At 46.9% G+C, this 14,746-nt stretch carries 12 protein-coding genes and 1 pseudogene; 6 read left to right on the top strand and 7 right to left on the bottom strand.

All coding sequences use genetic code 11. From position 1 onward, the window contains the following. On the bottom strand, positions 1–598 hold a 598-nt coding region (locus ACXLDX_RS10570; RefSeq protein WP_457577148.1), incomplete at its 3' end, for a DUF1638 domain-containing protein. Between the two features lie 200 nt (positions 599–798). Beyond that, positions 799–1,287, bottom strand: coding sequence for a flavodoxin family protein (locus ACXLDX_RS10565; protein ID WP_457577147.1), 489 nt, complete (start codon positions 1,285–1,287; stop codon positions 799–801). Between the two features lie 451 nt (positions 1,288–1,738). Here ACXLDX_RS10565 and ACXLDX_RS10560 point away from each other — a divergent pair, with 451 nt between their 5' ends. Next, positions 1,739–2,152 (top strand): DUF302 domain-containing protein, encoded by a 414-nt coding sequence (locus ACXLDX_RS10560; RefSeq protein WP_457577146.1) that lies wholly within the window; start codon positions 1,739–1,741, stop codon positions 2,150–2,152. 414 nt (positions 2,153–2,566) lie between these two features. Here ACXLDX_RS10560 and ACXLDX_RS10555 read toward each other — a convergent pair whose 3' ends face one another. The 5 genes and pseudogenes from ACXLDX_RS10555 to eno form a co-directional block, all read right to left on the bottom strand. Then, a complete protein-coding gene (locus tag ACXLDX_RS10555; RefSeq protein WP_457577145.1) occupies positions 2,567–3,022 on the bottom strand; it encodes a macro domain-containing protein in 456 nt (151 codons plus the stop codon). Next, positions 3,019–3,579: pseudogene (locus tag ACXLDX_RS10550) on the bottom strand (DsbA family oxidoreductase); the annotation flags it as partial. The gene ACXLDX_RS10555 and the pseudogene ACXLDX_RS10550, both read right to left, overlap by 4 nt. 918 nt (positions 3,580–4,497) lie before the next feature. Then, positions 4,498–4,671, bottom strand: a complete 174-nt coding sequence (locus tag ACXLDX_RS10545; RefSeq protein ID WP_457577144.1) for an ankyrin — start codon at positions 4,669–4,671, stop codon at positions 4,498–4,500. Between the two features lie 186 nt (positions 4,672–4,857). Beyond that, a complete protein-coding gene (gene tsaA / locus ACXLDX_RS10540; protein WP_457577143.1) occupies positions 4,858–5,328 on the bottom strand; it encodes a tRNA (N6-threonylcarbamoyladenosine(37)-N6)-methyltransferase TrmO in 471 nt (156 codons plus the stop codon). A gap of 150 nt (positions 5,329–5,478) precedes the next feature. Continuing rightward, positions 5,479–6,750, bottom strand: a complete 1,272-nt coding sequence (eno, locus tag ACXLDX_RS10535; RefSeq protein WP_457577142.1) for a phosphopyruvate hydratase — start codon at positions 6,748–6,750, stop codon at positions 5,479–5,481. 498 nt (positions 6,751–7,248) lie between these two features. On the opposite strand from eno, the gene ACXLDX_RS10530 reads away from it, so the two are divergent. The 5 genes from ACXLDX_RS10530 to ACXLDX_RS10510 all read left to right on the top strand — a co-directional run bounded on the left by ACXLDX_RS10530 (position 7,249) and on the right by ACXLDX_RS10510 (position 14,598). Beyond that, positions 7,249–7,950 (top strand): hypothetical protein, encoded by a 702-nt coding sequence (locus ACXLDX_RS10530; RefSeq protein WP_457577141.1) that lies wholly within the window; start codon positions 7,249–7,251, stop codon positions 7,948–7,950. Positions 7,951–8,236: 286 nt separating this feature from the next. Then, positions 8,237–10,096, top strand: coding sequence for a glycosyltransferase family protein (locus tag ACXLDX_RS10525; RefSeq protein WP_457577140.1), 1,860 nt, complete (start codon positions 8,237–8,239; stop codon positions 10,094–10,096). A gap of 199 nt (positions 10,097–10,295) precedes the next feature. Further along, a complete protein-coding gene (locus ACXLDX_RS10520; protein ID WP_457577139.1) occupies positions 10,296–11,063 on the top strand; it encodes an acyltransferase in 768 nt (255 codons plus the stop codon). Beyond that, complete coding sequence (locus tag ACXLDX_RS10515; protein WP_457577138.1) at positions 11,050–13,071, top strand: TolB-like translocation protein; 2,022 nt, start codon at positions 11,050–11,052, stop codon at positions 13,069–13,071. Before ACXLDX_RS10520 ends, ACXLDX_RS10515 begins: the two co-directional genes overlap by 14 nt. A gap of 111 nt (positions 13,072–13,182) precedes the next feature. Continuing rightward, entirely contained in the window at positions 13,183–14,598 is a 1,416-nt protein-coding gene (locus ACXLDX_RS10510) for an MBOAT family O-acyltransferase (protein ID WP_457577137.1), read from the top strand. Positions 14,599–14,746: the final 148 nt, after the last annotated feature.

The raw sequence follows: 14,746 nt of genomic DNA, 5'->3' as shown, positions 1-14,746 counted from the left end.
TAATGGTATAAGGAATAAGCGGAATTCCCATCCAGTCACCATAATCAAGAAACTCTTCCGGTTTTTCCGCCATCAGTTTATCCATATATCCTGTCCCGTCAAGGACAACTGCCCCACCGGTGTGCCGAGGAAAATTCTCATTGGCCACAGCCTTATCCCAGCCCTTGAATACCTTCGAACGATATTTCACCCAGCCGGGCGTCATCCACCAGACCGGTTCACCCCCGGCGACCTCCTCTGCGATCTTTTGCCGATCTTCCTCACTGACAAGCATATCCATACAATGGGTGGCTGCCACTCTCCCAATCCCGCCACCCTGTTCCCCGATTACGGTTTCCATCAGCCGGGTAGGTTCATCCACATTGACATAGCAAAATTTGCCGCCATAAACGACTATGACTTTACCATACTTTTCCCTTGCTTTCGCAATCCGGCTGACAAGCTGCCGTTCAAGTTCGAGAATATCCTGGTGAAGACCAGGGACAGTATAAATTATCTCTGCGGCATTCAAAAAACCTTCATCCCTGAGAAAATTCAGTTCAAGGCTCATCGTTCCACAGGAAACAATTGCAATATCTTCAAAAGTTACTGACTCCATAGTATTCTCCTTCCTGTCGGCAACATACTTCGACGGGATTTCCAATAGTTAATGCTGGCCTGAATCATTGACGGTTTTGTGATTTTTATCAACAACCAACTGGAGCACAACCGTAAAATGCACGGTCAGATCTGTTAAATACAATCACTCGCCTCCCTTCGGGATATCCTCTCATCGACTCAGGTGCTGTGAGAAACTGCTTATGAAATTGAAGACACAACCTCCTGAAGAGCCTTTTTTAACTCGGCAATATCATGGGCATTCGGGTGTCCCACTGCATCTTCCGCATCCCTGACCCAGGGAGGCTGTGGTTTTTTAGCCGCCGCTTTCTTCAGGAACTCTGAATTGACTTCACCCTGACAGTTAAACACCCCTACTATCTCACCATTTCCGGCCATCTCTTTAGCGGCAGTCATGGCGTCTGCGGCATGCTTCGAATCTGCAGCGGCCCCATGGGTAGCAAGAAGAAAAATCTTACCAACTGCACTTTCCAGGACTTTTACCGAACCTGGATCAGGCTTACCTCCCTGAAGCCAGAAGCCAATAACAACAAGATCATATCCCTCCTGATTCGGGTTATCCATTGCCGGTTTAACAATTTTTTCACCGGGCAGAAAATCACAGGCCGCTTCTGCAAGTTTGCGGGTATTTCCTGATTTACTTGAATAAATAATCAAAGATTTCATCATGATCCTCCATATTGTACACTTTTCAATTACTCTTCCAGTCAGAAAAAATAAAAACCACAAATTTTACTTACAAAAACAGTGCCATTCCAATTATCATTATTTTTAATTGTATTTACAGGAAGTTATCTCGAGAGTCTTTCTCCTTTTTATTCATCTCTGCAGATCGAGTCTGTCCGGAAAATGAACAATTTCGTTTCAATCAAGAACTTCTGAAAAGAATAAGTCATTAATATAATAGATATTCCAAGAATTATTCATTGAGCATGACGCAGAGTTTGGACAAAAAGACTATTTATAGACAGACAGCAGGTAACGTTACCACTATTGCGGATAGTAACCATATCCAGGAATTCAATTTATCTCTTAAATATCCTCTTGACAGAAAAACAACAAGACAATACGGTGTGCATATGTCCAATACAACCTAATTCGTATTCTTAAGGAGAACAGGATGAGTGACCATCTTTACAAAAATGAAACTGATAAATCTGCAGCCGATTTTGCCCGGGCTCTGACGGAGGTTGTTAAAAAATACGGTTTTATCATCCACAATGAAAGTTCAATGGAAATGGCAGGAATGTTCGGGAAACATGGGGTTGAAGTTGGTGAGGATTTTGATCTGCATATGATTCATATCTGCAAACCGGAAAAATCTGCAAAAAGTCTGCAGATGAACCCGGAAAGGGCGATATTCATGCCCAAATATGTAATGACTTTCACAAAAAACAATAAAACCCAGATCCGGTTTTTTTATTTTGACAGAGAAAACGTTCGCGCAATGGTTGATGACGAATCCTTCCCGGATTCTGTACACCAGACCTATATGAAAATTATTTCCATGATTGAAGAAGCTGTCGCTCTGTAAATGTGCCGGCAGATACCTGTCTGAATCCGTGACGGCTCCGTGATTAATTTTGAGATAGGGACCTGCCGCCCTGGGGGCATCCGCCGGCAATCCACCTGTTCTTTTTGAACACGTTGAAACAGTTCAGAGGTAATAGAGTCATATGGTTATTACCCCTGTGAGGACTTACGCTCCGGGTATTAGTGTCCCGTCAACACTGCTCTGACGTATCTTGCTTGTCCTTTTTCGCGCCATCCCACCTGCGGCTTATGTTACATAGCTCAACTATGCGCTCAAAGCCGCAGACAGAATGGCACAAAAAATTACAGCGCAATATTACGTCATTTCATCGTTGACGTGACACTAGTGTCTATCCAGAAATGAGGGTTTTTATTCGAGATCAAGGCGCACGGGAAATTTTCCCGCAGGTAAGTTTCATGGTCCGAAAACAACCAGGGTGTGATTTTCTCCTTCAAGTTCTTCATCAATGATTGCACTGATCTTTTTCCAGTTTCCACCGGCCAGGCCGGCACCTATTTTCGGGTAGCCGATACGTCTGCCTCCGTACTCTTTTTTCAGAAGAGAGAACAGCTTTCTGACCGCTCTGTAATCAACAAGAACACCTTCCCCAAAAGAGTTATACTGGGTATAGCCGTTAACAACGGTTATTGTATGCCCGTTCTGTTTGACAGTTGCGGAACTGAACGAGCCAAGTTTCTTCTCGTCACCTTCCTTGGTGGCCAGATCAGCCTGGAACGCTTCAGGAAAGACCGATTTTATTGATCTGGCAATCCCAGCCCCCATCCGGCAGAAACAGTTGCAACCATGGACAATAACATCGAAATGACCATCAATAGCCAGTTGGAGAAGATCTCCTTTCATTGTTTTCATCGTGTTTTTACTCCGTTTTCCCTGAGCATTCGGGCAAGGGTTTCATAATCCTGGGCCCCTACCATTTTGTAATCATCTAAAACGAAGGTTGGAATAGCGGCAATACCTTTGCATCTTGATTCGCCCCAGTCCCTGTCAACAGCATCTTTAAAGGAACGCAGGTTCAGGACATTTTCGGCTTCATCTCTCGGAAGGCCTGCATTTTCAGCGAGCTGCAGGAGTATGGGAATATGGGCGAGATTAACACCATTTCCAAAATAGGCCCTGAAAGCGAGGGAATGAAATTGTTCTCCTTTTCCCATGCTCTCCGCCCAGAGACCAAGTTCCTGGGCCAGTCTGCTGTTGCAGGTCTTGTCTCTTTCCCCGAATGGCAGGTTCAGTTCATCTGCGATATTTTTCAGATTATCAACCATGACATTGATTTTTTCAGGGGTGACGCGGAAAAGGTCTGTCAGAAGCTGTCCCTCTTCCGGCGTTTCCGGGTGGAGGGGAAAAGCACGCCAGCGGACAGTAATCTCGTATTCTTTCTGTAAACGTTCAATACGCCCGGTAATGAAATAGCACCAGGGTCAGATATAATCGGAGAAAATTTCCAGTATCTTCTGTGCCATAGTCCGTCCTCTTTTGTAGTACCTGTCCAATGTCGTTAACTTAAGGACAAGATGGTAAAGGAAAGACCCATTCTGACCCTGGCCGAGGGTGTCTGCAGCCAGGACGGCTGCAGTCAAGCCCCCAGGGACGGGTTTATGGCGTCCCTCGGACGAGGTCAGAATGGGGCTCATCGCTTAAGTTAACGACATTGAGTGCCTGTCCATAAACGGCCTTTTTTCCGGAATCGCCGCTGCTGTGGGAATTATAACTGCAATATCATATGGATACCTGTATTGTAACTACTCACAGGAGTAGCAATTATGTGATTTTATTACCTCTGAACTGTAATTGCTCACAGGTGCTGCAGATTTTTGCAGGCTCTTTTGTTCGCTATAGTCTACTATGCGGACAAAAGAGACCGTGAAAAGCTGGGGTACCTGTGAGTAATTACCCTGTATTGAAATTTTCTTCGTGTCTTGAGCCTGAATAAAAAACATTCTGATTCCCAATCAAACTCAGCCCGATTGGGAATGTGTCTGTTAAAACAGGCACATCCCCAGTGTCTCGTCAACACTGCTCTGACGTATCTTGCTTGTCCTTTTTCACGCCATCCCGCCTGCGGCTTATGTTACATAGCTCAACTATGCGCTCAAAGCCGCAGGCAGAATGGCACAAAAAAGTACAGTGCAATATTACGTCATTTCATCGTTGACGTGACACCTGACTCCCCAACAGCAGGCTGGGTTTTATACGCAATCAGAAAAACCATTTCCGGAGAGACTCCGCATCGTGGGAAACATCGTGCCGGGGCACTGTTGAATCGTAACTCCTCACAGGGACAGCAACTCTATAATTTCACTGCCCCTGACATGGGCCGCTCTTTCTTACTCCTCGTACCCTTTCCCGTTACAGGTCGGGCATACCTGATCGGGGGTGCATTGCATCTCATCCCCCTGTCCGTCCTGTGTTCCGCTCCATTCCGAACTTGTTTCACAGACACCTTCGATGATTTTTTTCCCCTGACAGGTTGGACATGGGGTACGTTTTTCTTCGCTCATTTACGTTCTCCTTTAAGTTTTACTACGAATAAACAGGAATGGCCGGGCCCGATGGCAAGGCCTCAACAAACTGAAGAAAATCCCGACTGCGACAGTACGACCTCCAGCCATGGATTTTCAGATAAATACCGTGCAAAGGTTTTTAATTTTAAAGGTACTCATAAGGTTGTTGTGTTTCATGTTCTGTCAACCCACAAATCGATCATCGGATCTTTTCCTCGAAACTTCTTCCGGCGAAGCCTTCATCCATCCGGTAGTACTTTCCTTCACTTCGTCAAAAGGCGCAATATAGGGTTTTATGTCAAGCAGAGGTGTTCCGTTGAGAACATCAATTCCCTGGACAGTCAGAATCCTGCCTTCAATTTTTAATAACCTGACAATGGAGAGACCAATATGGTTCGGCCGAAGTGGTGAGCGTGTGGCAAAAACACCTCTCTCAACCTTGTCCATGAAAGGAGTTACTTTTAAGGCTGTTCGTTTGGCCATGTGAAATTCATAGAGGAGATAAATATGACTGAATCCTTCCAGATCGTCCAATCCTTCCCGGTAGCGTTCTTCCACTTCAATTGTACCGGTTACTTCTTTTGCGCCTTTGGGTTGGATTGGCATATCCTGTAAAACAGTAAAAGGGGTGTGAATTGTGCCGATTTTTTGCATAACTCTTCAATAAATGTACCTGAAAATCCAGTTGGGCCAGGTTTTTCTGCCCTGTCGGAATCTTCATTTCCTGTTGTACCCTGCCTGCGGACAGAAAAGACCGTGAAAAGCCGGGGCGCCTGTGATTATTTTTTTACCGGGTCTGAAACCTTACCAATAATACAACGCATTGCCTCCGAGTTCCATTTCTATTTCAAGGAGTCGATTATATTTGGCAATACGTTCACTCCTGGAGGCTGAACCGGTTTTTAACTGGCCGCCACCCATGGCAACGGCAAAGTCTGCCAGAAATGTATCTTCCGTCTCTCCGGAACGGTGGGAAATGAAGTATCGCCAGCCGGCTTCCCTGCACATCTGAACCGCATCAACGGCCTCAGTGACAGTTCCAATCTGATTAAGCTTGATGAGAACGGAGTTTGCGGTTTTTTCCCTGATGCCTTTCGCAATGTATTTTGTGTTGGTTACAAAGATATCATCCCCTACAATGTCAATAGACTGACCAACTTCTTCAGTCAGTTTTTGAAAACCGTCCCAGTCGTTTTCCGCCAGGGGGTCCTCCCAGGAGACAACAGGGTATTTTTTTATCCAGTCTCTGCAGAGGGAGATCATCTCGCTGGAAGTCATCTTTCCTTCTCCTGACCATGTCAGATCATAGTGGGACGTCAGGTCAGGAGAAAAAGAGCTGGCCGCACTGTCAAGAGAGATGGCGATATCTTTTCCCGGCCTGTACCCGGCCTGCTCAATGGCTTCCATGATGATATCCATGGCGGCTTCATTGCTTTTTAGGTTGGGAGCGAAACCACCCTCGTCTCCCACTCCGGTGGACAGGTTTCTCTTTTTCAAAAGTATTTTCAATGTATGGAAAGTCTCGGCAACGGATCGTAATCCTTCTCTGAAGTTGGGTGCACCAATGGGAACGGCCATGAATTCCTGGAAATCCACATTGTTATCAGCATGCTCTCCGCCATTAATAATATTCATGGCGGGGACCGGGATACGCCTGGCAGTGTTGCCGCCGAGATACCTGTACAGCGGCAGTCCGGCCGCTTCGGCTCCGGCTCTGGCAACAGCCATGGAAACACCGAGGATGGCATTTGCCCCAAGATTTGATTTATTATCAGTGCCGTCAAGTTTTTTCATTATTTCATCGAGATGGGCCTGTTCTGAGACCGGTTGCCCTGTTATTGCAGGAGCGATAATCCTGTTAACATTATTGACGGCTTCCAATACCCCTTTACCATTATATCTGTTGTTGTCATTGTCACGCAGCTCAATTGCCTCATTTTCTCCAGTGCTGGCCCCGGAAGGAACCGAGGCGGAAACCCTGGTGCCGGAATCGGTTTCCACGAAAACTCTTACAGTTGGATTGCCACGGGAGTCCAGAATTTCCAGTGCACTGACGGATACGATCACAGTTGTCATTTTTCCCTCGCAGGATGGAAGTTGAATTTGAAGATGTTGCATGAAAACAGTAATCATTCAGGGGCCCGGGTCAAATGTATACCAGTGAGCAATTCCCTGTCTCTGTGTAAAACTCTGCCTGATGCCGGAGCGGAGAAACTGTTCACGGTTAGCCAGTATATTTGCAGTCAGGAAGAGTTTCATGACTGTTCAAAAAAGTATATGAACAGTACCGTTTTGGGGAAATATCCGGGGAAAGTTGCCTGAAAAACAAAAAAAATAGTAGTTGCAATGGAAATGGTGAAGGTGTACAAAAAATTGTTTTGGCCTGGATTATATAGAAAGCCACCTTGAAAAATTGCTTTTTCGCCTGATCTCTGCGTCACAGGGAAATGAAAAGTGCTCACATAATATGCAGCACTTTTTAGTTTTCCTGTTCCCTGACCTCGAACGAAAATATTGATTTTTCAAAATACCTGTAAGTTTTTAACCCGAAATAATTTATTTAAGGAGATTCAAATGGGAAATCGCAGTACACTATCCGGATCATTGTGTTCCGGTGTGGGTGTCTCGCTGCTGGCGTTTGCTGTAGTATTTTCTCCCCTGTTATCAGTATGTTCTGCAGAAGAGATAAAGATTCCTGCAGTTCAGGCGGGAGTTGCGGAAAAAACAACATCTGTTCCTGTTCTTGAGGATCGTAAAAAGGATGTTGTGCTTGATACGGTTATGCCTGAAAAGGAGCAGGTGTCTGAAAAAAGTCAGGTTGTATCCGGTCAGGAAGCTGCTGAGGAAAATGAAAACGAGGAAGGCTGGTCGACATGGCAGAAGGTTGGGGTTGGAGCCGGAGTAGTCGCTGTGGTTGGAGTGGCAGCCGCCGCTTTGGGCGGGGGCAGCAGTGGTTCTGATGAACCTGCCATGCCAACACCTGAGGGTTTGTTGGGTGTCTGGCGTTCAGCCGGGACGAGTCTGACTGATCATCGCACCTACAGTGGAACATATGATTTTCATTCCATCGGCAACCATATCTATGATATTGTCGTCAGTACAGGTGAACATAAAAGGGGCAGGGGCACCTGGTTTCTTGAAGACGGCACAAAAATCCTGCATGTACGAAACGATACCGGCTCCCATTATGTCGGCGAATTTGAAGGAGAAGATTTCAGGCATATCCTGTTAAAAACAACGAACGGACGATGGCAGGTTGTACTGGATAAGATCTGAAGATCTGGGGGTCTCTCCGGGAATAGACGTTTTCCTTCCGTGACTGCAGTTGAAGGAAAAAGACATTTTCGGACAGACTTCCAGGTGAAACTGTGTAATTGCTCACAGGCACCCCAGCTTTTCACGGTCTCTTCTGTCCGCATAGGTAGGCTATAGCGAACAGAAGAGCCTGTAAAAATCTGTGGCACCCGTGAACAGTTACAGTTCAGAGGTTATAGAATCATAGAGTTGTCACCCCTGTGAGGAGTTACGAAACTGTGAATAGAAAACGGGTGGAGGGCTACAAATGAATAAGCGGATGCAGTATGTGAATATCTCCATTCTGTGTCTGCTTGCCATGGGATTATATTATCTCTTTTTTATAAAGACGGCCCATGTGGAAATTGACCTGGCTGTTGAAAAGAAGACTGATTTCAAGATATACTGGGCAAAAGCCGGTCAACCATATTCGGAAGAGCGTATGTCGGTGGTTATTGCCGGTCCAGGAAGGAACCATTACAGTTTCTTTCTGACGGATATCGGGGACCTCGCAAGACTGCGGATTGATACACACAAGTACCAGGGTGAGGCAACCCTGAGGCGTATGAAAATTGAACAGGAGGGATTTGCTCCTTATGTTTTTGCCTCACCCCGTGATTTCAAGCGCCTGGTACCGCTTGCCCAGGTGGAAAAATATACGATTGACAAAAACGGTCTGAAGGTTGTCTCCACTGGAGAAGACCCAAATTTTGAGTTGCGTATCCACCCGGAGTACAGGGGGATTTCTTATTTCAGTGTTGCGGTCCGTTTTCTGGTGATCAGTTTTTTTGTGTCTCTTGTTTACCAGGGAGGCGCCCATCTCTCCCGCAATTATCTCTTTGTGCCTCTTTTTCTTTTCGGCGCCTGGATGCTGGTTATCACCATGGCCGGCATAAGTGAGCGCAATGTTCATCCTGATGAATACGTGCATCTCTACGCAACCCAGTACTATGATAACCACTGGCTGCCGCCCCATCTTGAGGACGAGTCCGTTCGTCAGACCTACAGTGTGTACGGGGTCTCGAGGCTGAACAATGGAGAGGTGTATTATTTTTTTTCCGGCAAATTCCATAAGCTGCTGGAAGGATTCAGGATTCCTGAATATTTCTCCCTGAGAGTGTTCAATGTGCTGCTCTTTGGCCTGATACTTCTTTACACGGTAAGGAGCAGGTGCGCGAGATTGATGGCAATACCGTTTTTGCTGTCACCACAGATCTGGTATGTTTTCAGCTACTGTGACTCTGATGCTTTTGCCCTTTTTGTTACTTTTCTTGCCGGATGCGAAATAATCAGACCGTCCAGTTTTTTGCGGCGGTTTCTTGAAAAACGGAACTGCTCCTATCTCTGCGGACTTGTTTTTCTCGGCAGCCTTCTTGGGTGCCTCTTTCTGCTGAAGAAAAATTATTATCCCTTTATTGCTTTTTTCTATCTATGTCTTGGAGCACAGCTTTATTTTACCTTGTCGTCGGAAAAGAGAAAAACAGCGATGAAAAGGTTGTTGGCGGTTTCTGTATTGGGTCTCATTCTGTTCGGTTTGAGAGTGGGGGCTGATTACGCCGTTAACGGGATTGACCGCAATGAAAAGATCAGGGCACTGCAGGAGGAGCGTGCCCATCCTTGGTATAAACCGAGTACCGAATTGCACAAGAAACATGTTTCCCTGTACAGAAAAGCCAGGGGGACGACCCTGAAAGAGATGGTGACAGTTCACCGCTGGTTTGAGCGGTCATTTCAGAGTGGTTTCGGTGTGTTCGGTTATTTCACTATTTCCGCACCTCTGCCGTACTACGATCTGGTACGCTGGACGGGGGGCGCTCTTCTTGTTTTTGTCTTTGGTTTAATTTTTCTGCGGGGCGGTATCGTGGAAAGCGGGCTTGCTCTTTCCGTACTTGGTCTTTCCTCCGCGCTGATAGCTGTTTCCCTGTACCATTCCTGGACTGTTGATTTTCAGGCCCAGGGCAGGTATCTCTTCCCGATTATCCCAATGCTTGGTATTCTGTATGCCAGAACGCACCGGGCCATTTACCAGCCTGTTCTGATTCTGGGTGTAACCTGCATGTATATGCTCAGTGTTTACGCCTTTATCTTTGAGGCTCTGCTACGAATTCCCAAGGTTGTGTTTCACTGAAAATCTGTAAAAAGGTGAGGGACTGCAGTATTTCAGACTGTGGTACTTGTCAAAGTGATTGTTAATAATTAATGCCTGTCTGAATCTGTTGATTACAGTTCAAAGGTTATAAAATCACAGAGTTGCTATCCCTGTGACCAGTTACGATTCAGGTTGTATATATTCGAGCAGGATAGATTGTGAAAGTGAGAAAGAAATTATGGCTCCAGAAGATTCAAGAATAGATAAGATTCCCCTGGCTGAGCAACTTCATGACAGTAGGGAATCAGCATTTTCCAGGTATAAGCGCAAGGCTGCGGGAGAGCTTTCGTTTTTTCAATTGCTGCGGTATGAGTTTTTTCATATTGTTCTTGCCGGTCTAGGTGGAGCCGCAGGTTACCTGGCCAGGAAAATCTTCGCGAAAGCACTGTTTCAAAAGGTTGGAAGCAGCCTGATTCTCGGAAGGGGCCTGGTGATTCGACATCCCGGAAAGATCAGGATTGGCAACAATGTTGCCATCGATGATTACGTGTTTCTTGATGCCGGAGGCAGTGGTGAGAAGGGTGTTGTTTTCGGAGATGGTGTTATTCTTTCGAGAAATTGCGTTGTCCAGGGTAAAACCGGACCTGTTGTGCTTGATGGTCGTGTGGATGTTGGCTGTAATACGGTATTTTCCTCGGTTTCCGGGATTCATGTCGGTGAGGCAACAATTATTGCCGGTAACTGCTATATCGGGGGAGGCAGGTATTTTCACGGTGATCGGAACGTGCCGATAATGGATCAGGGTGGTTACTCCCATGGGCCGATTGCCATTGGGCCAATGAGTTGGATCGGGGCGGGGACAGTCATCCTGGACGGGGTGAGCATCGGCAGGGGTGTAATCGTCGGTGCCGGTTCCGTGGTAACAAAAGATATTCCGGATTTCGCTGTAGTGGCCGGTGTTCCGGCAAGACTGCTCCGTACAAGAGGGGGGAATGGTGATGAATAGGTTTTTTATGGCTGGTCTCCTGCTTGTTTTGTTTTCAACGTTTGCTGCGGCTGCCGGGAAAAATGGTATTGAGCAGTGGACTGGAAAACATACAAGACTCGTCTGGGTTCAGGACCAGGGGAAAGGCGCAGATACCTTTGCCCAGGGTTTGCAGCTCATGCTTTACGGGTATGACTCGTCGGATGGACGAGGTGAAAGAGTGCTTGTGCCCGACATGGGAAATTTTTTCAAACCTCTTTTTACACCGGATGGCAGTCATGTCATCGTTTCAGATAGAAAAAACCGGCAGATGTATCTGGTTGAATGGGAGAGTGGCCGGATGACTGAACTTGGTTCCGGTGTGGCGGTCGAGGTTTGGCAGGAGCCCGGAAATTCCAGAACCTGGATTTACTTTTTTTCCGGTGATCAGCCGGAGAATAAATACGGTACCACCCAGCCTCTTTTCAGGTTTCCCCTGGATAATCCGGATAAGAGTGAACTTGTCTGGGACAGGACCCGTATGGCCTGGTCAAATATGCAGCTCTCAAAGGACGGGGAAATACTGGGAGGACTTTTCCCCTGGCCCCACGGAGGTGTGCTGCATATGAAGGATAGAAAATGGCAGAGACTGGGCAGGGGGTGCTGGACATCTCTCAGCCCTGATAATTCTAAACTGCTCTGGATTTTTGACGGACTTCACCGCAATGTACAGATTCATGATGTGAAAAACGGGGGAAGCTGGAAGGTTGCCATTAACGGTGCGGCCAATGGTTACGAAGTGTATCATCCAAGGTGGAGCAATCATCCCAGGTTTTTTGTTGTGACCGGACCTTACGAAAAGGGGGACGGTGGCAACAGGATAGGCGGAGGCGGAGAGAAGGTGGAGGTTTTTATCGGTCGTCTTGATGCCGGGGCAAAAGCAGTCGAGGACTGGCTGCAGGTGACTCATAACAGTCGGGCTGATTTTTATCCGGATCTCTGGATTGAGGGAGGAGAAAAAGCCCGGCTTGCTGATGCGGTTCATGGAGCAGCATTGGAAGAACAGCAGAAATGGCCGGCTGTCACGGATAATTTGCTGTTTGTCTGGGAGAATATGAAAGGGCGCAATCAACTGGCAGAGGACAGCCCTGTCGGCTTTCAGCAGTGCGGAATACAGTTGCGGGGACGGGCTCTGTTCAGCAGGGAACTCCAGTTGATGAGCCGTGGAGGATGGGGAGAAACTGGTGAAGCCGGCAGGCTGGTCGGAGATCATCTCAGCCGTTCCGGAAAGATGGGTCTGGAGCTGCTCTATACCCCTCTGGGCAGCGATGCAACCCTGGTTTCATTTTTCCAAGGAGATAAACCGGTTTTTCAGATGAAACAGGAAAAAGATGATCTGGTTTTGAAAATCTCTGCAGCTCAAAATGCAAAAATTGTTCGCTGGAAAAATATTTTCCAGTCCCTGAAACCCGTGCATCTGGTTGTGAACAGTGATGGCCGTTTTGTTGAACTTTTTACTGACGGTAGAAAAGAGGGGAAACAGAAACTCTCCTTTGATTTTAATATTTTTAGAAAAACAGATATGGTGCTGGGTATGACGGGAGATCGGGATGGCGGGCTTTTTGAACGAATAGTCGTCTACAACAGGACGATGACAGCTGAGGAAATTGTCCGGGATTCTTCCGTAATTAAGAAGATAATAAAGGAGAGGAAGCAGGCAGACAGGTTGAAAGTCAGGGCGGTTTTACTGGAGACAACTGAAATCCCGACGCCTGATTCCCTCGGGGCCTATCGTCGGGCCCTTGTGGTCAACAGTTACCAGGTAAACCAGGTCCTTGAAGGCAAATATGAAGAAAAACGGATCGTAGTTGCCGAATGGGCGGTACTGGACAGGAAGATCGTAAAAAAATATCCTGAAACACCAGAGGTTGAAACCCTTCTGCTGGAAAAATTTGATGATCACCCTGAACTGGAAGGGGAACGTCAGATGATGGATATTTTTGAGCCGGATCTGGATATGTATTACAGGATTGATAAGTCTGCCGAGTAATGGTATTTTCGTGCAATCTGCGCATTCTGCAAAAACCCCCGTCAGCACAGGTTCTTTATGGTTGTTCCTGACAGATAGCGGCTGTTTCTTCACAATTGATCATATATCTCCATGGTTTTTTCCTCCCATATATTTCTCTTCTATTTTCTTCCCCTGGGTCTTTTTTTGTATTATGGCACCCCGGGGCGATGGAAAAACAGTATCCTTACCGGGATCAGTTATGTTTTTTACGGCTGGTCCAACCCTCTTTTTACCCTGCTGATGTTCGGTTCCACCCTGGTGGATTATTTTTGTGGTCTGATCATAAGTGGGGCGGATACGGGCCGGGAGCGTCGCCGGAAAATTGCCCTGGCGGTTTCCATCATTTCCAATCTTTCCCTGCTTGGATTTTTCAAATACACCGGTTTTGTGCTTGAATCCTACAATCAGTTGTTCGCGCTCGTGGGAGCGACAGATGTTGATCCGGTCCCGGTTCTCAGGTTTCTTCTCCCCCTTGGGATCAGTTTTTATACCTTCCAGTCCATGAGTTATACCATTGATGTCTATCGCGGGGAGGCCCGGGCCATTCGGAATTTTCCTGATTTTGCCTGTTTTGTGGCCATGTTTCCCCAGCTGGTGGCCGGACCGATTATACGTTTTCAGGAGGTTGCGGATCAGCTGGCGGTTCGGATTCATTCCCGTGAGAAGTTTGCCAGGGGAGTTGCCTTTTTCAGCCTGGGTATGGCCAAGAAGGTTTTGCTGGCGAATCCCTGTGGGAAAATTGCGGATCTTACTTTTTCCGCAGGCTCCCTGCACTGGCTTGACAGCTGGTATGGTATTGTTGCCTACAGTTTTCAGATCTATTTTGATTTCAGTGGCTATTCCGATATGGCGATCGGTCTCGGTTTGATGTTCGGCTTTGTTTTTGCGAAGAATTTTGATTCTCCCTACCGTTCAGCCTCCATCACCGAATTCTGGCGTCGCTGGCATATATCTCTTTCCACATGGTTGAAACAGTACCTGTATATACCCCTGGGCGGTAATCGCAGGGGGGCGATAAGAACTGCTGTAAATCTTGCCATTGTCATGCTGCTCGGTGGGTTGTGGCATGGGGCATCCTGGAATTTTGTAGCCTGGGGGGCTTTTCACGGGATATTGCTCGGTTTTGAAAGGGGCTTTGGCAGAAAACCGCTCTATTTTTTCCTGCCGAGATTTCTGCGGGTGGGGGTCACCTTTATCCTGGTCCTGATTGCCTGGGTCTTTTTCAGGGCGGACAGCTTTACCATTGCCCTTCAATACCTGTCCTCCATGTTCGGGATTGGCCAGGTGCCGCAAACGTCGCTTCTGCTCAGGGGAATGATCTATACTCCATACTGCCTCTTCGCCATGGCTGCAGGGGCTCTGGTCATATGGCGGATGCCCCAGAGCTGGGACTGGTCGAGGAAACTCACGCCGGTTAAAGTTGTTACTGTTCTGCTGCTCCTGGTGGTTTCTGTTGCCGTGCTCAGTATGCAGTCTTATAATCCGTTTATCTATTTTAATTTCTAGTTTCTGAATTATTTTCTTGATTACCCATGAAACTCAGCCAAATTGTGGATTGGGCCTGTTTGATCAGGCTAGCCTGCGGTCAAAAATCACTGGAAATCTCAATTGATAAGGAATTCAAATGAAAAAGTGTCAGTCCAGATCATTTTAT

The sequence above is a fragment of the Desulfomarina sp. genome (assembly GCF_054039375.1).
The sequence above is the reverse complement of the archived record's forward strand: the minus strand, read 5'-3'. Positions and strand labels throughout refer to the sequence as shown.